This window comes from Donghicola sp. XS_ASV15 (assembly GCF_041224595.1).
Classification (GTDB): domain Bacteria; phylum Pseudomonadota; class Alphaproteobacteria; order Rhodobacterales; family Rhodobacteraceae; genus Donghicola.
Window position 1 is genome coordinate 26,765 of sequence record NZ_JBGFGN010000105.1, and the last position, 17,369, is coordinate 44,133.

General features: G+C 59.2%; 13 protein-coding genes. 8 read left to right on the forward strand and 5 right to left on the reverse strand.

The genetic code is table 11. From position 1 onward, the window contains the following. The first annotated feature begins 16 nt into the window (after positions 1 to 16). From AB9K37_RS04100 to dtd, 8 genes are all read left to right on the forward strand, one after another. Entirely contained in the window at positions 17 to 943 is a 927-nt protein-coding gene (locus AB9K37_RS04100; RefSeq protein ID WP_369835674.1) for a pseudouridine synthase, read from the forward strand. A gap of 426 nt (positions 944 to 1,369) precedes the next feature. After that, on the forward strand, positions 1,370 to 2,248 hold the full coding sequence (locus AB9K37_RS04105) for a 5-bromo-4-chloroindolyl phosphate hydrolysis family protein (RefSeq protein ID WP_369835675.1): 879 nt from the start codon (positions 1,370 to 1,372) through the stop codon (positions 2,246 to 2,248). Positions 2,249 to 2,281: 33 nt separating this feature from the next. Continuing rightward, the gene (locus AB9K37_RS04110; RefSeq protein ID WP_369835676.1) at positions 2,282 to 3,490 is read left to right on the forward strand and encodes a toxic anion resistance protein; all 1,209 of its coding nucleotides are present in this window, start codon (positions 2,282 to 2,284) and stop codon (positions 3,488 to 3,490) included. Between the two features lie 116 nt (positions 3,491 to 3,606). Further along, complete coding sequence (locus tag AB9K37_RS04115; RefSeq protein WP_369835677.1) at positions 3,607 to 4,491, forward strand: DUF2927 domain-containing protein; 885 nt, start codon at positions 3,607 to 3,609, stop codon at positions 4,489 to 4,491. A 24-nt stretch (positions 4,492 to 4,515) separates the two neighbouring features. Beyond that, positions 4,516 to 5,640 carry an SPFH domain-containing protein gene (locus tag AB9K37_RS04120; protein WP_369835678.1) on the forward strand — a complete coding sequence of 375 codons (1,125 nt, stop codon included), beginning with the start codon at positions 4,516 to 4,518 and terminating at the stop codon, positions 5,638 to 5,640. A gap of 81 nt (positions 5,641 to 5,721) precedes the next feature. Continuing rightward, on the forward strand, positions 5,722 to 6,822 hold the full coding sequence (locus tag AB9K37_RS04125; RefSeq protein WP_369835679.1) for a primosomal protein N' (replication factor Y) - superfamily II helicase: 1,101 nt from the start codon (positions 5,722 to 5,724) through the stop codon (positions 6,820 to 6,822). Between the two features lie 59 nt (positions 6,823 to 6,881). After that, entirely contained in the window at positions 6,882 to 7,802 is a 921-nt protein-coding gene (locus AB9K37_RS04130) for a carbohydrate kinase (RefSeq protein ID WP_369835680.1), read from the forward strand. Further along, positions 7,799 to 8,242, forward strand: coding sequence for a D-aminoacyl-tRNA deacylase (dtd, locus tag AB9K37_RS04135; protein WP_369835681.1), 444 nt, complete (start codon positions 7,799 to 7,801; stop codon positions 8,240 to 8,242). The genes AB9K37_RS04130 and dtd overlap by 4 nt, the downstream gene beginning before the upstream one ends. 76 nt (positions 8,243 to 8,318) lie before the next feature. Here dtd and AB9K37_RS04140 read toward each other — a convergent pair whose 3' ends face one another. The 5 genes from AB9K37_RS04140 to purU all read right to left on the reverse strand — a co-directional run bounded on the left by AB9K37_RS04140 (position 8,319) and on the right by purU (position 17,185). Next, positions 8,319 to 9,494, reverse strand: a complete 1,176-nt coding sequence (locus tag AB9K37_RS04140; protein ID WP_369835682.1) for an HlyD family type I secretion periplasmic adaptor subunit — start codon at positions 9,492 to 9,494, stop codon at positions 8,319 to 8,321. Positions 9,495 to 9,497: 3 nt separating this feature from the next. Further along, positions 9,498 to 11,786 (reverse strand): ATP-binding cassette domain-containing protein, encoded by a 2,289-nt coding sequence (locus AB9K37_RS04145; RefSeq protein WP_369835683.1) that lies wholly within the window; start codon positions 11,784 to 11,786, stop codon positions 9,498 to 9,500. Next, on the reverse strand, positions 11,783 to 13,078 hold the full coding sequence (locus tag AB9K37_RS04150; protein WP_369835684.1) for a TolC family protein: 1,296 nt from the start codon (positions 13,076 to 13,078) through the stop codon (positions 11,783 to 11,785). The genes AB9K37_RS04145 and AB9K37_RS04150 overlap by 4 nt, the downstream gene beginning before the upstream one ends. A gap of 96 nt (positions 13,079 to 13,174) precedes the next feature. After that, the gene (locus AB9K37_RS04155; protein ID WP_369835685.1) at positions 13,175 to 15,589 is read right to left on the reverse strand and encodes an Ig-like domain-containing protein; all 2,415 of its coding nucleotides are present in this window, start codon (positions 15,587 to 15,589) and stop codon (positions 13,175 to 13,177) included. A gap of 711 nt (positions 15,590 to 16,300) precedes the next feature. After that, positions 16,301 to 17,185 (reverse strand): formyltetrahydrofolate deformylase, encoded by an 885-nt coding sequence (purU, locus tag AB9K37_RS04160; protein ID WP_369835686.1) that lies wholly within the window; start codon positions 17,183 to 17,185, stop codon positions 16,301 to 16,303. Positions 17,186 to 17,369 lie beyond the last annotated feature (184 nt).

The following is a 17,369-nucleotide window of genomic DNA, read 5'->3' on the forward strand; positions in this document are numbered from 1 at the left end:
TCGCTAGACGCGCCCAATGACCCAGAAAACACCGCAAAACCGTCCCCGGCCCGGCAAGCCCGCCCCCAAAGGCTCGTTCAAATCGCGCCCCAAGGCCAAGCCCGCCCCCAAGCCGCAGGCCAAGCCCCAAGCTGGCACCCCCGAGGGCGACCGCATCGCCAAAGTTCTGGCACGCGCCGGTGTTGCATCGCGCCGCGAAGCCGAGAAGCTGATCACAGCCGGCGTTGTTACGGTGAATGGCAAGGTCATCGACAGCCCCGCGCTGAACGTCACTGCGCGAGACCGCATCACTGTAGACGGCCAACCCTTGGCTGCTGCGGAACCGATGCGCCTGTGGCTCTATCACAAACCCACGGGCCTCGTGACCACGCACAAGGACGAACAGGGTCGCCCCACCATCTACGAAAACCTGCCCGACGATCTGCCACGGGTGATGTCTGTCGGCCGCCTCGATTTGAATTCCGAGGGCCTGCTGCTGCTGACCAACGACGGCGAGTTGAAGCGCAAGCTTGAACTGCCCTCGACCGGATGGCTGCGCAAGTATCGCGTGCGCGTGAACGGCCGCCCCACCGATGCGACGCTGGAGCCCCTGCGCAAAGGCATCGAAGCGGATGGTGAAATCTTCCAGCCCATGATCGTGAACCTTGACCGCCAACAGGGCGCGAATGCTTGGCTGACCGTCGGCCTGCGCGAAGGGAAGAATCGCGAGATCCGCCGCGCCATGCAGGAGATCGGGTTGAACGTGAACCGTCTGCTGCGCGTCAGCTACGGCCCCTTCCAATTGGGTCAACTCAAGGAAGGCGAGGTCGAAGAGGTGCGCCCGCGAATCCTGCGGGACCAACTCGGGCTCGGTCCGGCCCCAGAGACCGAGGAAACCCCTGCAAAACCAGGCAAGCCTGCTGCGAAACGCCGCCCGCCCCGCGTGCCGCGCCGCAAACCCTGACTTTTCACAAGTCCTTCATATCTTTTGGGCCCAAGCTGCGCTATGCACCTAGCAGGTGTTCTAGTAAGGCAGAGGTATCGCAATGCTGGCAGCCGCTCAGATCGGCGTCAGAGATCGGGTGCGCATCACGCGCCCGCGCAGGCGGGTTGCCGCTAGTTGCCTACGGATAAGGCGGGTTTTCCCTACGCTTGGGGTGAAATCCGCCGGTTTGTTTCCTACCTTGGTAGGTGTGAGACAAAAAGTCATCAACCCAGCCCTGCCCTGTCTCGTCCGCGCAATCGCGCCGGACGCCGCTCACAGACCGCGTGGGTATCAACAATCATTGCAGCAAGAGAGGTAGAGGGTGTCCGGCACAACCTTGCAGAAAATTGCGTTTATTCTGTTGTTCATCCTGATCCTGCGCGTCGCGATCTCGGGGGGTGTGTGATGGCTCAGCGATATGGTGGCGAATTCAGCCCTGATGGCACCCAGACCAGCGCGTCAAAACCCATGAAGGCGCCAAAGCGCAAGCGCGCGGGCGGACGGGCAAACCTATTGTTCATCGCGCCTTTGCCGATGATCGGGTCGGTCTTTGGCTCTGGTCCCGTTGAAATGACCGTCAAACTCGCCGCGATGGGCGCGCTTCTGCTGGCCGCGTGGCTAACCAGAGAGGGCCTGATTGCCGAAGCAGCTTATAACGCGCGACGCATCGCCCGACGTCCCGCAATCCCGCGCAAGATGTTTGCAGCGGTTTTGATCGGTGTGGGACTCGCACTTGGGACATTCACCGGCGCAGCCAGTGTGATCGAACCTGTGCTCTACGCGGTTGTCGGGCTGGTGCTGCACGTACTGGCGTTTGGTATCGACCCGCTAAAGGACAAATCAGCCGAGGGCGTCGACACCTTCCAGACCGACCGCGTGGCCCGCGCCGTCGAAGAGGCCGAGGCCCATTTGGCCGCCATGTCAGAAGCCGCGCGTCAAACCCGTGATCGACAGATTGAACAACGCGTCAACGGCTTTGCCGACACGGCCCGCGATCTGTTCCGCACGGTCGAGGCTGATCCCCGCGACCTGACCTCTGTCCGCAAATACCTGAGCGTCTATTTGCTCGGGGCCCGCGATGCGACGGTCAAGTACGCTGATCTGGCCGAACGAGCCCCGTCCCAAGAGGCCCGCGCCGACTACCTGTCGCTGCTGGATGACCTGCAACAGAATTTCGCCGACCGGACCCGCAAACTTATGGTCAATGACAAAGCCGATCTCGACGTGGAAATCGGGGTGCTTCGCGACCGCCTCGCCCGAGAGGGCATTCGTCATACCGAGTAATTTTGTTCAGAGTTCATTTCAGAGGACTGACCCATGACCACCACTCCCACTTCGCAAAAAGCCTACGTCCAAGCAGCCCAAGACCTCAAAGAGGTTGAACAATTGAACGCGGCCATTCTGCCGCCACCGACCGAAGAGATCGTGCCCTTGGAAACCGCCGACGCCCCTGCTTCTGCTGAAATATCACGCCGGATGGCGGAACTGGACATGAGCGATTCCAACTCGATCGTCACGTTCGGGTCTGCCGCACAGGCCGAATTGCAGGAAATATCGCAACAAATGCTGGACGGCGTCCGCAACAAGGACGTCGGCCCCGCCGGTGACAGCCTGCGTGATATCGTGACCACCATTCGCGGCTTCTCGATCAGCGAGCTGGACATTCGCCGCGACCGAAGCTGGTGGGAAAAGCTGCTAGGACGCGCCGCGCCCGCCGCCAAATTCGCCGCGCGCTACGAGACCGTGCAAGAGCAGATCGACAAGATCACTGACAACCTGTTGGGCCACGAGCACAAGCTGATGAAGGACATCAAGTCGCTCGACCTGCTATATACCAAGACACTGGAATTCTACGACGAGTTGGCACTGTATATCGCTGCGGGCGAGGCCAAGATCGCCGAGATGGACAGCCAGACCATCCCTGCCAAAGAGGCCGAAGTTCAAGCCGCTGCCGAGAACGAGCAGGTGATCAAGGCGCAGGAATTGCGCGATTTGCGCGCTGCTCGCGACGACTTGGAACGCCGCGTGCATGACCTGAAGCTCACGCGGCAGGTCACCATGCAGTCCCTGCCCTCGATCCGTCTTGTGCAGGAGAACGACAAATCGCTGATCACCAAGATCAATTCGACCCTCGTGAACACCGTTCCGCTGTGGGAGACCCAGTTGGCGCAGGCCGTCACGATCCAGCGCAGCGCCGAAGCGGCTGATGCGATCCGCGGGGCGAATGACCTGACCAACGAATTGCTGACCGCAAACGCTGCGAACCTACGCGAAACCAACCGCAAGGTACGTCAGGAAATGGAACGCGGTGTCTTTGACATCGAAGCGATCAAGACCGCGAACGCAGATCTTATCGCGACGATCCAAGAAAGCCTACAGATCGCGGACGAGGGCAAGGCCAAGCGCGCTGCCGCCGAAGCCGACCTGAAGGCGATGGAATCCGAACTGCGTGACACACTGGCGGCAGCCAAAGCCAAGAAAACTGGCCTTGGTGACACTGCCGCGACCTCCGTCCCTCCTAGCTAACGACCGAAAGGCACTCTGTTTTGTTTCGATCTACCAACTGTCTCCGTTTGTTGACCTCTGCATGTCTCGCTGGATTTGTTCTGGCGGGGTGTGCCCCCAACCCAAGGTCGACCACAGTGACAGTCCCGCGGGCAGCAACGCCCGTCACCGACGCAGCCAGAGCGCTTCTGCCTGATCCGAACCCAGAGTACGTGCCCGCAAGCTATACCAGTCGATCTTTGGGCACGTATTACGGACGACTTCAGGACCGCTTGCTTACGTCTGGAAAGCTTCGTCAGGATTTGGGCAAGGACATTCCCCTGACTGCCGATCAATTGACCCATGACTTCGTCGAAATTGCACTTAAGGACGAATATATGCGGGGCGGCTCAGGCACGATGCACAAAAGCCGTGACAGCGTCCTACGCCGCTGGGAAAAGCCCGTGCGGGTCTTTGTTGTGTTTGGCGCGAGCGTCCCACCCGCAGATCGGAAACGCGCGATGGCGTCGGTCACATCGTACACCAACCGATTGGCCCGCGTGACCGGCCATGACATCAGCATGACCACCCGCGAGAATGCCAACTACTACGTGATGTTCATGGGCGAGGATGACCGCCAGCCTTTTGGCGCAAGCCTGGAGCGCGCCATCCCCGAAATGGATCCGGCAACCATGAACGTGTTCAAATACACCCCGCGCAATCAGCTGTGTGTCGCGCTGACGTTCCGCGATCAGACCAGTAGCCCTCGTTTTGGCAAGGCCCTAGCGATGATCCGCGCCGAACATCCGCAGCTGCTGAAAATGTCCTGCCTGCACGAGGAAATGGCACAGGCCTTGGGTCTGCCCAATGACAGCCCCACCGCGCGGCCTTCGATTTTCAATGACGACGAGGAGTTTGCCCTCCTCACCCGACACGACGAACTCTTGCTCCGCATTCTGTATGATCGCAGACTGCAACCGGGCATGACCAAAGCACAAGCTGTCCCGATTGTTCGACAAATCGCGACCGAGTTGCTGGGATAATACTTATCAGAAGGACCTCGCATTATGGGGATTTTCGATTTTCTCAAGGGCGAATTTATCGACGTCATCCATTGGACGGATGACACCCGCGATACCATGGTGTGGCGCTTTGAACGCGAAGGGCACGCCATCAAGTACGGCGCCAAGCTGACGGTCCGCGAAGGACAGACAGCTGTGTTCATCCACGAAGGGCAACTGGCAGACGTGTTCACCCCCGGCCTTTATATGCTGGAAACGAACAACATGCCGATCATGACGACCCTGCAGCATTGGGATCATGGCTTCCGCTCGCCCTTCAAGTCCGAGATTTACTATGTCTCGACCACACGCTTCACAGACTTCAAATGGGGCACTAAGAACCCGATCATGCTGCGTGATCCGGAGTTCGGCCCCGTGCGTCTGCGGGCCTTTGGCACCTATGCGATCCGCATTATAGATCCCGCGCGCTTTATGACCGAAATCGTCGGAACCGACGGCGAGTTCACCAGCGACGAGATCAGCTTCCAGATCCGCAACATCATCGTGACCCGTGCCTCGCAGGCATTGGCTGCGAGCGGCATTCCTCTGCTAGATATGGCGGCAAACACTGATGATCTGGGCAAGGTGATTGCGGCGCAGGTCTCGCCCACACTGGCCGAGTACGGGCTAGAGATGCCCGAGTTCTACGTCGAGAACATTTCCCTTCCGCCCGAGGTCGAAAAGGCGCTGGACGCCCGTACCTCTCGCGGCATTGCAGGCAACTTGGACGATCACATGAAGTGGCGTGCGGCCGAAGCGATGAATGCCCCTGGTTCTGCCGCCGGCGCCGCGATGGCAACTGGCATGGGCGCAGGCATGGGCATGTCCATGGGGCACCAGATGGGCCCTTGGGGCGCGATGCAATCGCCTGCCTCTGCTCCGCAAGCCGCACCCGTCGCACCGCCGCCTCCACCGGTCGAGCATGTCTGGCACATCGCTGAAAATGGCGCGACCTCTGGCCCCTATTCCAAGGCGCGCATGGGCCGCATGGCAACCGAAGGGCAACTGACACGCGACACCTATGTCTGGACCCCCGGTCAGGACGGCTGGAAACGGGCCGAGGATGTGATGGAGCTGGCGCAACTCTTTACCGTCGCGCCTCCGCCGCCCCCTCCGCCGCCTGCAGGCTAATACGACGCTTCCCTGCCCTTGCCGTCCGGCGCGGGCGGGGTTTCTTTTCAGAACGACCCAAGACATTCAGGTTCACGACATATGGCGCCCCAGACCTCCGACCGCCAAGAGCACCGATTTCCCTGTGATCAGTGTGGTGCCGATTTTCGCTATTCGCCAGAACGTGGGATGCTGGTCTGCGATCACTGTGGCAACACCGCGCCCATGGTGGATCGCCCCGAGGCACCCGCAATCGCCGAACTGGACTTCAAAGCGGCCCTGAACCAACAGCTGCCCGAGGCGGATACCGAAGTCACCCGCGTCTTAAATTGCCCGAACTGCGGCGCTCAGGTCGAATTTGACGGGGTCACCCACGCCAAGGAATGCCCGTTTTGCGCAACCCCCGTGGTCACCGACACCGGCGAGCATCGGCACATCAAGCCGCGCGGCGTACTGCCCTTTGGCGTTGATGAAGACGGGGCACGGGTGGCGATGAATGACTGGCTTGGCAGCTTGTGGTTCGCGCCAAACGGCCTTCAAGAATACGCGCGCAAAGGGCGCAAGATGCAGGGCGTCTACGTCCCCTATTTCACCTATGACGCAGATACCAAAACCCAGTATTCAGGCCAGCGCGGCACCGTCTACCACGAAACGCGGCGTGTCACGGTGAATGGCAAAACCCAAACCCGCACCGTGCAAAAGGTCCGCTGGCGTCCGGTCTCTGGCCGTGTGGCGCGTTGGTTCGATGACGTTCTGGTGCTGGCCTCGAAATCCTTGCCTCAGAAATACACCGATGCGCTGGAGCCGTGGGATCTGTCCGCGCTAGAGCCCTATTCGCCCGAATTCCTCGCTGGCTTCCGCGCCGAAGGGTACACCGTCGCGCTGGACGAAGGGTTCGAGACGGCGCGCGTAAAGATGTCCCGCGTGATCGAGCGCGATGTGAAGTTCGACATTGGCGGCGACCGGCAGCGCATTAACAAGATGGACACACAGGTCAGCGATGTGACCTTCAAGCACGTCCTCCTGCCCGTGTGGGTGGCGGCCTACAAGTATCGCGACAAATCTTATCGCTTTGTGGTGAACGGGCGGACGGGCCGCGTGCAGGGTGAACGCCCGTATTCTGCATGGAAGATTGCGCTTGCGGTGATCGCTGGCTTGATCGTGGCGGCAGGCGTGGGATACTTGGTGGCAATAAATCAATAAACTTGAAGAATTCCGTTCTTCGAGTATTGGTAGCGCAAACATGACCAAGTGAGGCCCCAATGATCCTGTGCTGCGGAGAATCCCTGATCGACATGCTGCCCCGTCAGGCGACGACGGGCGAAAATGCCTTTGCCCCCCATGCAGGCGGCGCGGTGTTCAACACCGCCATTGCCTTGGGCCGTCTCGGGGCCCCCGTGGCGATGTTCACAGGTCTGGCGTCTGACTTCTTTGGCGACCTGTTGGCGGAAACACTGGAGTCGTCCAAGGTGTCCACCCAGTACGTCCACCGCGCCGATGCGCCCTGCACTGTGGCCTTTGTCAAACTGGTGGACGGTCACGCGACCTACGCTTTTTACGACGAGAATACCGCTGGCCGGATGCTTTCCACCGACGCCCTGCCCGATCTGGCGGACGATGTGAACGCAATGTTCTTTGGCGGCATCTCTCTGGTGGTCGAACCCTGCGGCGCCACCTACGAGGCGCTGATGACCCGCGAGGCGGAAAGCCGCGTCACCATGATCGATCCGAACATCCGCCCCGGCTTTATCAAGGACGAGGCTGCCTATCGCGCGCGCATCGACCGGATGATGGGTATGGCGGACATCGTGAAACTGTCGGACGAAGATCTCGCATGGCTTATGGGCGGCGAGGATATCGACGCCAACGCCGCTCAAGTTCTGGCGATGGGCCCCAAGCTGGTCTGCATCACACGCGGCAAGGATGGCGCCTCGGGCTACACTGCGAATGGCCGCGTGGATGTGGCTGCGAACACTGTGACGGTGGTGGATACAGTGGGCGCAGGCGACACGTTCAATGCGGGTGTTCTGGCGTCGCTGGAGCAGGCTGGCGTTTTGTCGAAGGAAGGGGTCGCAAACCTGTCCGACGAGGTGATCGCCAACGCGCTAAGCCTTGGGGCACGGTCGGCGGCCATCACGGTCAGCCGGGCCGGAGCCAACCCGCCCTGGACCCACGAGCTATGAGGGCACTATTACAACGCGTTTCCGAAGCCCGCGTCGATATCGCGGGCGAGACCGTCGGCAAGATTGACGCCGGTTTGATGATCCTGATCTGCGCCATGCAAGGCGACACCGAAGCGGACGCCGATAAACTCGCGGCCAAGATCAGCAAGATGCGCATCTTCGAGGATGACGCAGGCAAGATGAACCTGTCCCTGATGGACACCCACAAGGCCGCGCTGGTGGTCAGCCAGTTCACCCTGTCCGCCGACACGAGCCGCGGCAACCGCCCCGGATTCTCGACCGCCTGCCGCCCCGTCGAGGGAAACGCGCTGTACGAATACTTCAGCGAGGCGCTACGCAAGCTGGGTGTGCACGTGGAAAACGGCCAGTTCGGGGCCGACATGCAGGTGCACCTGTGCAACGACGGGCCGGTCACCATCTGGGTCGATACAGCGGCTTAACTCCAGAATGACGCAAGGCCCGGGACTGGAAAACCCGGGCCTTGTGATTCCGCCAACGAGGTAAGAGGGCGGGGACTTAGGGTTCGCGAAGCGCCTCTTGGGACTTGTAGAGGGGCTTCAGCAGGTACTGCAGGACAGTCTTTTCGCCGGTGTAAAGCTCGACCGTGGCCAGCATGCCGGGACGCATCTCGATCTCGCGCTGGCGTTCTGTCAGATTGCTTAGATCAACGCGGACGGTGACCTTGTAGTGCGGATCGCCGTCCGGCGCGCTGGAGCGTTCATCCTTGAAGGTATCCGCCGACACCAGCTCCACTTCGCCGTCCAGGGCACCGTAGATCGTGTAGTCATAAGAGCTCAATTTGATCGTGGCCTTTTGACCCGGACGGACCTGAGCGATGTCCTTGGGCTTGATCTTGGCTTCGACGAACAGCTCATCGTCCATCGGGATGATCTGCATGATTTCTTCGCCAGCGCGCACGACGCCGCCAATGGTTGTGACGGCCAAATTGTTCACCACACCGCGCATGGGGCTGATCAGTGTCGTCCGGTCCAGCTGGTCGCGGCTCGCCTTCAGGTTCTGCTTAAGGGTGTTCAGTTCTTTGAGCGTCTCGGAATAGCTCTCTGCCCGCTGAAGATCGGTTTGGGTGACGATCTCGTCATAGCGTTTCTGCGCGTCAGCGGTTGCCTTGCGGGCGCGTGTCACCTCGATCAGCGCAACAATTTTACGCTCGAGCAGCTTTTCGAGCAGGGCTTGCTCTTCGCTGGCTTGGTTCAGCACCTGCTGAGCGCCATCGCGGCTTTTGACGTAGTCGGACTGCCGCGCCTCGAGGAGTTTGCGCTCGGATGCCACGATCTCGGGGGCGGCCTCTTGCATTGCGGCGGGCACTTCGAAAGAGAACTCGCCAGCCAACTCGGCTTCAAGTCGTGCGCGGCGAATTTCCAGCGCGGTGACCTGCGCGGCGATGTCATCCACTTCGGATTTGAACTGGGTGCCGTGCAGACGCGCCAGCATCTGCCCACGGTCGACCTGATCGCCCTCTTTCACGTAGAGCTCGGCCAGAATGCCGCCTTCGAGGTTCTGAATGATCTGAGGGCGGGATGAAGAGATCATCTCGCCCTGACCGCGTACGATCACATCCAAGGGTGCCAACGCAGCCCACACGATAAACGCAATGAGAACCGCACCTGTCATCCAGATGATGCGGCTCGGGCCGCGTGTGCGGCCCTCGAATTCTGTCGAGAGGGTTGTCATAGGTTACCTCGTGATCTTGCCTGCCGCGTTGGCCGTCAGATGGGCGACAACTTCTTCGCGGGGTCCGTCTACAGCCATACGGCCGTTCTGGAAAATCAATGTGCGCTTGGTCAGCGACAGGATGGGCAGACGGTGCGTTGCCACAATCGTCGTGCGTCCCTTGAGCCAGCTGTCCAGACGGCTGACCAGCGTTGCCTCGAGCGTTTGGTCTAGCGATGCGGTCGGCTCATCCAGCAGCACAATCGGCGGGTTCTGAAGCCAGATGCGTGCCCAACCGATGGACTGGCGCTGACCCACGGACAGGCCCTGCCCGCCATCGGTGATCTCTAGATCCAGACCCTTGTGGTGGCCTTTGACGAACGGACCAAGGCCCGCGAAATCCAAAGCTTCGAACAGGCGTTCGTCGTCACGCTCTAGCTGGTGCAGGTTCAGGTTCTCGCGCAGGGTGCCCGCGAACAGGCGCACGTCCTGACCCAAGTAGCCTATGTTGCGGCGCAGGTCGCGGGGCGCAATCTGGCCCATGTCCACACCGTCAATCATCACGCGGCCTTCGGTCGGCGCATAGAGACCCGACAGCAGCTTGAGGAAGGTCGATTTGCCCGACCCGTTCACACCCAGAACCGCGACGGACTCTCCTTTGCCGATGGCCAAGGCGCGAATGTCCAGAATGGGTGCGCTGTCTTTGTCGTACTTGAACTGGACGTTGCGGAACTCGAAGCTGCCTTCCAGCTGATCGCGGCGCAGGTAGGTGCGGCCCTCGGCCAGATCCTGCTCGGCTTCGGCAATGGCGTCCAGTGCATCAAGTGCACCGCGAACGTTCGACCAACGGGCCAAGGTGCCCGCGAGCTGGGTCAAAGGTGCCAGAGTCCGGCTGGTCAGAATACCGACCGCAATGATCGAACCCACTGTGAACTCACCGACAAAGACCAGATATGTGCCAGTCACGACCGCCGCGATATAAGTCGCCTGCTGGATGCCTTGGCTCCAGTAGGTCAGTGCGGTCGCCATGCGGCGTTGCTCGCCCGACTTGATTGAAGAGAGGCCAGTCAGCTCCATCCACAGGCGGCGGATACGATCTTCGCCGCGCTGAGTTTTGACAGTGTCGAGCTCAAAGATGGTTTCATGCAGCAGACGCGACGAACGGGTCGAGGCGCCTTGGCTCTCGCGCGTCAGCTTGATCATCTTCTTCTGAAGGAAAAAGCCGGGAACGACCATAAGGATACCGCCGATCACCAGAACCCAGACCACACTGCCCGCGATAGAGGCGACGAGGGCCAAGAAGACCAGAATGAACGGAAGGTCCGCAAGCGACCCAATGGACGCAGCGGTAAAGAACTCACGGACAGACCCGAATTCGCGCATGGCCCCGAAGAGCTGAGAGGACGACACCCCACGGCGGTCCGAGCGCATACCCAAGAGCTTTTCCATCAGCATCCGCTGGATGTTCAACTCGATCTGGCGACCGGCGGAGTCCATCAGACGCGCGCGGGCCAGCTTCATCATCGCCTCCAGGCCCAAGGCCACCAGAGCGCCAATGGCTAGAACCCAAAGGGTCGCCTCTGACTGGTGCGGGATCACGCGGTCATAGACCTGCAAAGAGAACAGCGCGACCGAAACTGCCAGAATGTTCGCAATCAGCGAGCCCAGAGCGATCTCGCCGATCTGGCGTTTGAACTTGGGAAATTCACCCCAGAACCAGTGGGACTCATCTTTGGTCGGTGCGTGGATTTTTTTGATCTGCTCGACGCTGACTTCGGCACGGATCAGGACACCCGCAAAGAAGGGTTCGAACTCGGTCAGGGGCACATAGGCGCGGTTGTCGACACAAGAGGTGTCGTAGATCACCACTTCACTGCCAATCTGGTCCAGCACAAGGATCGACTGGCCGCTGACCATCTGCGCGATCGCGGGCCAGTGGGCAGGTGTCAGGGCACCCACGGTCATGATTTTGGTGTACAGTCCGGCGCTTTGCAAACCGGCAGCCAGCGCTTTGGGCTGAGTGGCATCGGCAGATCCGGACTTCATCATCGCGTCCAGAATATCGCGCGGCGGGACATTGACGCCCAAGTATCCAGCATAGACCGAAGCCAGATCGGCGCGCGCTTTGGCGCGACCCTCGGGATCGGCTTTGGGCTTGGTCGCCCATTTGGTCGCGATTTGGGCAATACCCAGAATCGGGTTCGCCGCCTTTTTAGGCGGCGTCACGTCAGGCGGCAGAACCGCCTTGGCTTTTCCTCCGGCGTCTTTGCCGCCGGGCGCTACGGTCAGAGCGATGGGTGCCTTGCTGCTCATACGTCATCCCCGTCTACCAACAGACCGAATTCCTCGGCCATCTGCAGTTTTGTCAGGATCGCGTCATACTTAAGCCCGACATGCTCGAGCCGGCGCGAAACCATGGTTTCGTAAACATTCACCACATCCATCACCTGACGCTGGCCTGCCTCGTACTGCTCTTGGAAAGTGCGGTAGTTCGTAACCGATTGGCTGGCCAGTGTCCCAGTATTCGCACTCTGACGATCAAGCGACGCGAGGTATTCCCGCAGGCGTGCGATTTTGCGATCAGAGTTTTCCTGTGCTTGCTCGATACGCGCCGCAGCGGCTTGCTTGTCCGCTTCGATCGCGCCAAGCGCAGCACCCGTCCCCAAACCGATCAGGTTCTCGGTCTCGATCGAGACGCCCATGTCCGTGCGGACATTGCTGGTTGTACCACCAGCAGTGAGCGAAGGGAGGAAGCCTGCACGTTCGATCTTGGTCTCTGCAACGTCGCGGTCCATCTCCGCACGCGCCATCAGCACATCAAGAGGCTGAACACCCGCCGGGAACACAGGCACTTCGGAAATCCCGGTAACACTGTCCAAAGGGAAGGCAGACATCGCGGAGAGTTCGGCGAGCGCGGTGCGCTCTGCTTCGAGATCCGCATGAAGGGTCTCTCGTGCTTCGTCCAGCTTCAGGCGCAGCACTTGTTCGTCAGAGGTATCGGACACACCACCGGCGACGCGTGCCTCCATGATGCGCATGAACTCGGTCATATCAGTTGCGGCCTGCCGCGTGATCGCCACACGGGCGCGCGCTTTTTCGGCCTGAAGATACAGCTCAAGAGCGGTCAGGACACGATTGTTGCTGTCCTCGGACAGAGTGACGGCTGCCACTTCGACATCAGCACGGGCCAGCTCGCGTTCTGCTTTGCGCTTGCCGTTGTCAAAAAGCACTTGTTCGATGAAGAGACTTGCCACGAAATCGCTCATGCTTGTGAGCGAGATCGACGGACCAAGCTGCGGTAGCCAGTTTTTATCCGCCGCTTTGGAACGCAGCAACGCAGACCGCAATTCGGCCTCGGCTGCGCGGGCGTTTGCCGCCATGACAGCATCTGCCACAGTGTCAAACGGAGAGCCCTGTGGAAGCAGGCTCTCGCGCGATTGAAGAATAGAAATAATTTCGGAACGCTGTTCTTGCAGCGCTTCCTCACCCGGTTCGGCAGGACTCGACGCAAATGGAGACCCATTGGTCTCTTCGTAACTCTTACCGAAACAGCCAGCCAGCGCAAAGACGGCAACGCTGGCAGCGAGTGTCGCTGCCCGTCTCATGTATTCTGAACTCCGCTCGTGCACCTTTATATTTTTTGTTCGGTGCGGCCTCAAAGAGTGGCGCAAATCATGCGCCACTCTGATGGTTTACTCGGATCAGGTGTTGATGACGATATCTTCGTCGACAACAATCGTCGCTCCGTCATCACCAATGGTGTAGACGTCGTAGGTCTGACCATCGATGGTCTCGGTCTCGCCAGTCGCTGTTGCGCCGGTCACGGTCAGCGTATCATCGTCTTCACCAGAAACGGTAACCTTGTCACCATTCTCGGACAGAGCAAGGATCTGCGCTTCGGTCAACTCAAGGGTCGCGTCCGACAGGAATGACAGGTCAATCGCGTCGATGTTGAACTCTTCGAGCGAGGACCAGTCCACATCGACCGCAGTATCGTCGTTGTCCGGCAGGGCGATGTAGACGGACGACGAGTTGCCAGCCTCGTCCGAGTTCTCGAGGATCGCGTCGTTGCCCAGAGTGCCGTTAATGCCGGTCGAGAAATCGACGCTGGTGTAAGTTGCAAGGTCAGTCGCGGTGGTCGCGACCTCGGTTGCAGTGCCAGCTTCGCTCACGGAGTAAACCTGAACTTCTTCGCCATCGCCGGTGGTGCGGAAACCAACGGTGTTCACGTTGTCCTGCGAGATGGTGATGAAGCCAGCATTCAGAGTCTCGGGGGTCACGTTGTCGATGGTGATCGTGGTGGTGTCACCATAATCGTCGCCGATACCGTCGTTGTTGCCCGCGATGTCAGTCACTTCGAGCTGAACTTCGACTTCGCCGTTGTCCACCGAAGGTACGACCGACGGATCAAAGGTCACAGTCCATTCGCCGGTCGCCGTATCAACGGTGGCCAGAGTTCGGGTACTGGGATCGCCGTTCAAGCTGACATAGACTTCGGTTGCGCCGATCTCGGCGGTACCGGTCAGGGTCAGGCCATTTGCGGTGTCCTCTGCATTGAAGACAGTGCCCGTTGGGGTCAGATCGTCAATCGACAGGTTGGTTACAACGGTGTCCACAAAGACGGTGCCGGTTGCGCTGACGGTGCCATCGTCAACCTCTGCATCGGGGTTGCTTTCGACTGCAGTGTTGCCTTCCGCATCGGTCGCGTAGATGTAGAGCGGAACGTCGTAGCGATCACCCAGAGTGACTTCGTCTTCGGGAACAACCAGTTCCCAGTTGCCGCTTGCATCAGCAGTGACGGTGTATTCTTCGGTGCCCTGCTCGCCGCCAACACGGATCACAACAGTTGCGCCTGCTTCGGCAGTGCCGGTCAGGGTCACGCCGTCTCCTTCGACTTCTTCTGCGTTCGCAGTGAAGTCGTCGTCGTAGGCTGTACCTTCGTCGCCAAAGGATTCGTAGTCCGCAGTCACATAGGTTTCGGTATCCAGTGCCAGCTCGTCAAAGGTTGTGATCGAGTTGCCGTATTCATCGGTCGAAACGATGGTGATCGGAGTGTTGCGAGTGCCGTCCGCGTTCGCATCACCGTCAGCGACTTCGTCAGAGGTGAATGCGATGCTCCAAGTGCCGTCTTCGGCAACCGTGGTCTCGCGCGTTGTGCCGTCGATGGTCAGGGCAACGGTCGAGTTAGGCTCGCCTTCGCCAACAATCAGAACGCCGTCCTGATCTTCGTACTCCGCTTCGTTCCAGACGTCATCGGTCGATACAGCGCCATCGGTGATGATGGTGGTCGGCGGAATGGTGTCGACAAAGATAGTCGGGCCGTCCAATTCGGTAACGGTGCCATCAGGCTCGGTCACGGTGACTTCGGCTTGGCTGTCGCCTTCGCCGGGGATGTTACCCGGCTCGGTCGAGACGGACCAGTTGCCGTCCGCGTCGGCCTCGGTTTCCAGAACCACGTCGCCGATAACGACTTCAACAGTCGATCCAGCAGGCGCGGTACCGGTGATCGGGACAGTCTGGGTGTTTTCATCTGAGGTGATGGTGTAATCACCGGGATCGACAGTCGGCACGACGTCTTCATTGTTGGTTGAACTGCTACCGCCGCCATTGTCGTCGTCGCCATCCGCCAGCGCGGCTATGCCCAACAGGCCTGCTGCGGCCAAACCTGCCGGTCCAAGACCTGCCAGAGCAGCCGGAGCCAACATAGCGACAGCCTCGTCATCGGGGGCCGCGGCAAAAACATCGTCGCCATCAACAAAGATGAGTTCGTCAGATGGGCTCCACTTGCCCCAAGTTGCGACGTCAGCATACCCGCCGAAGGTCGCGGCGCCATCGTCGCCGGTAATAATAACTTGCGACAGCTCACCGTCCGCAGACAGATAAAGTTTGCTTTCCGCGCCGCTGAAATAGTTCTCCAAGACGATCACACGACCATCTGCGAGGGCAATCTGGAGATTAGCCCCTTCACGCACGTAATTCAGTACAGAATCACGGCGCAAGTTCAGAGAAATCTCTTGGCCACCTGTAACTTGAAGAACGGTTTGACCACCTTCTCCGGCCAGGCCACCACGATAAATACCTGTGCCGTCCTTGACGACATAGTCAACTGACTGCATTGCTCTGCTCCGCCTCAAATAGGCCCGTCTTTTCGCGTGGCCTTATTACCATTGGGATCAAGCTACCGCCTTTTGGACACAATCTCCAGTATTTTTAGGTAGCGCGGGGGCATTGTGGCCGAAATCACGCTCTATCGGACAAATCGAATGGGTGAAACGCTGTAATTCCTCTGAATTGAGAGGCGTCGCCCTATATTTTTGCAAAATTAATCACCGCGCCCCTACATGTTCGCAATAAAATTGAGCGGCGAAGATCCGCATCCGAGCGCGAAGTTCCGGCGATAACCCAGTCGATCTGCTCATTGATTCCGAGTTATCCACAGAATGAAGGAATCGCGAAGACCCGAGACTTCGGACAGATATATAGGGCACCAGAGATCCCGATCATCCTTGTTTTATGGAGATTTTCTACGCGACATCATGGTGCGCCACCCCAGTCAAAAGTATGAAATGCAAGCGTGTCTTACAACTATTTCGAGTTTGATATGCGACCTTAACTCGCGCTGTGATAGAAAACAGCAGAGGGTTATCTTTCGTATAGACAAGTATAAGAACGTTTTTGCCCCAGACGGACCGCTCTCTATTTTGTATTTTTGTCGGGCAGAACGCGTGCGATATTCTCGGTCTTTTCGGCCATCGGGCGGAAATATGGCAAGAAAAAGACCCGCGCCAAATGACGCGGGTCCAGATCTTTTGAAATGTGGCAGAAGCTCAGCCCATGCGCTCCGACGCGTATGACCCCGGGCTTGCGGGGAAAACCACAGTCTTGTTTCCGTTCAAGAAGACACGGCGATGAATGTGGGCGTGGATCGCACGCGCCAGCACCTGCGCCTCAACGTCACGGCCAAGGGATACATAGTCATCCGGGCTTTGGGCGTGGGTCACGCGTATGGTGTCCTGCTCGATAATCGGGCCTTCATCCAAATCAGCGGTCACATAATGCGAGGTCGCCCCGATCAGCTTCACCCCGCGCTCGAACGCTTGTTTGTAGGGGTTCGCCCCCTTGAATGAGGGCAAGAACGAGTGGTGGATGTTGATGATGCGTCCGGACATCTTCTGGCACATCTCGTCGGACAGGATCTGCATGTAGCGCGCCAAAACGATCAGGTCCGCGCCGGTGTCAGTCACAACCTGCATGATCTGCGCCTCTGCCTGCGGCTTGTTCTCTTTGGTCACCTTGATGCAGTGGAAGGGGATATCGTGGTTCACGACGACCTTCTGGTAGTCCATGTGGTTCGAGATCACGGCCACAATGTCGATCGGCAGCGCGCCAATACGCCAGCGGTACAGCAGATCGTTTAGGCAGTGACCAAAGCGCGAGACCATGATGATGACCTTCATCTTCTCGCTTTCATCATGGAAGGTGAAGTCCATGTTGAACTCACCCGCCAAACCGCCAAAGCCATCCTGCAACTCGAGCAGATCTTTGCCCTGCTCGCTGCTAAAGCTCACACGCATAAAGAAGCTGCCGGTTTGCTTGTCGTCGAACTGAGAGCTGTCGGTGATGTTGCAGCCTTTGTCAGCGAGGTAGTTTGCGATGGCGGCCACGATCCCGCGGGTCGAGGGACAGGTGACGGTCAGGGCATACTTTGTCATGCGTGTGATCCTTGAACGGTCGTCTAGAGCGTATAATGCGAAAGATGATAGTGTTGAACTGCGCCTCGGCCCGCGTGGTTTCCCTCTTGGTGACGCAGTGCAGCTTGCCTGATACACTTCCTAGCGCGTCGGATTGGAAAGAATCTGTCGGAAAACGCCAGATCACCTGCGATTAGCGTCTTGC

Excerpts from the sequence above, each read along its gene's own strand:
- AB9K37_RS04100 (WP_369835674.1), top strand. The coding sequence starts at position 17 with ATGACCCAGAAAACACCGCAAAACCGTCCCCGGCCCGGCAAGCCCGCC.
- AB9K37_RS04105 (WP_369835675.1), top strand. The coding sequence starts at position 1,370 with ATGGCTCAGCGATATGGTGGCGAATTCAGCCCTGATGGCACCCAGACC.
- AB9K37_RS04110 (WP_369835676.1), top strand. The coding sequence starts at position 2,282 with ATGACCACCACTCCCACTTCGCAAAAAGCCTACGTCCAAGCAGCCCAA.
- AB9K37_RS04120 (WP_369835678.1), top strand. The coding sequence starts at position 4,516 with ATGGGGATTTTCGATTTTCTCAAGGGCGAATTTATCGACGTCATCCAT.
- AB9K37_RS04125 (WP_369835679.1), top strand. The coding sequence starts at position 5,722 with ATGGCGCCCCAGACCTCCGACCGCCAAGAGCACCGATTTCCCTGTGAT.
- AB9K37_RS04130 (WP_369835680.1), top strand. The coding sequence starts at position 6,882 with ATGATCCTGTGCTGCGGAGAATCCCTGATCGACATGCTGCCCCGTCAG.
- dtd (WP_369835681.1), top strand. The coding sequence starts at position 7,799 with ATGAGGGCACTATTACAACGCGTTTCCGAAGCCCGCGTCGATATCGCG.
- AB9K37_RS04140 (WP_369835682.1), bottom strand. The coding sequence starts at position 9,494 with ATGACAACCCTCTCGACAGAATTCGAGGGCCGCACACGCGGCCCGAGC.
- AB9K37_RS04145 (WP_369835683.1), bottom strand. The coding sequence starts at position 11,786 with ATGAGCAGCAAGGCACCCATCGCTCTGACCGTAGCGCCCGGCGGCAAA.
- AB9K37_RS04150 (WP_369835684.1), bottom strand. The coding sequence starts at position 13,078 with ATGAGACGGGCAGCGACACTCGCTGCCAGCGTTGCCGTCTTTGCGCTG.
- AB9K37_RS04155 (WP_369835685.1), bottom strand. The coding sequence starts at position 15,589 with ATGCAGTCAGTTGACTATGTCGTCAAGGACGGCACAGGTATTTATCGT.
- purU (WP_369835686.1), bottom strand. The coding sequence starts at position 17,185 with ATGACAAAGTATGCCCTGACCGTCACCTGTCCCTCGACCCGCGGGATC.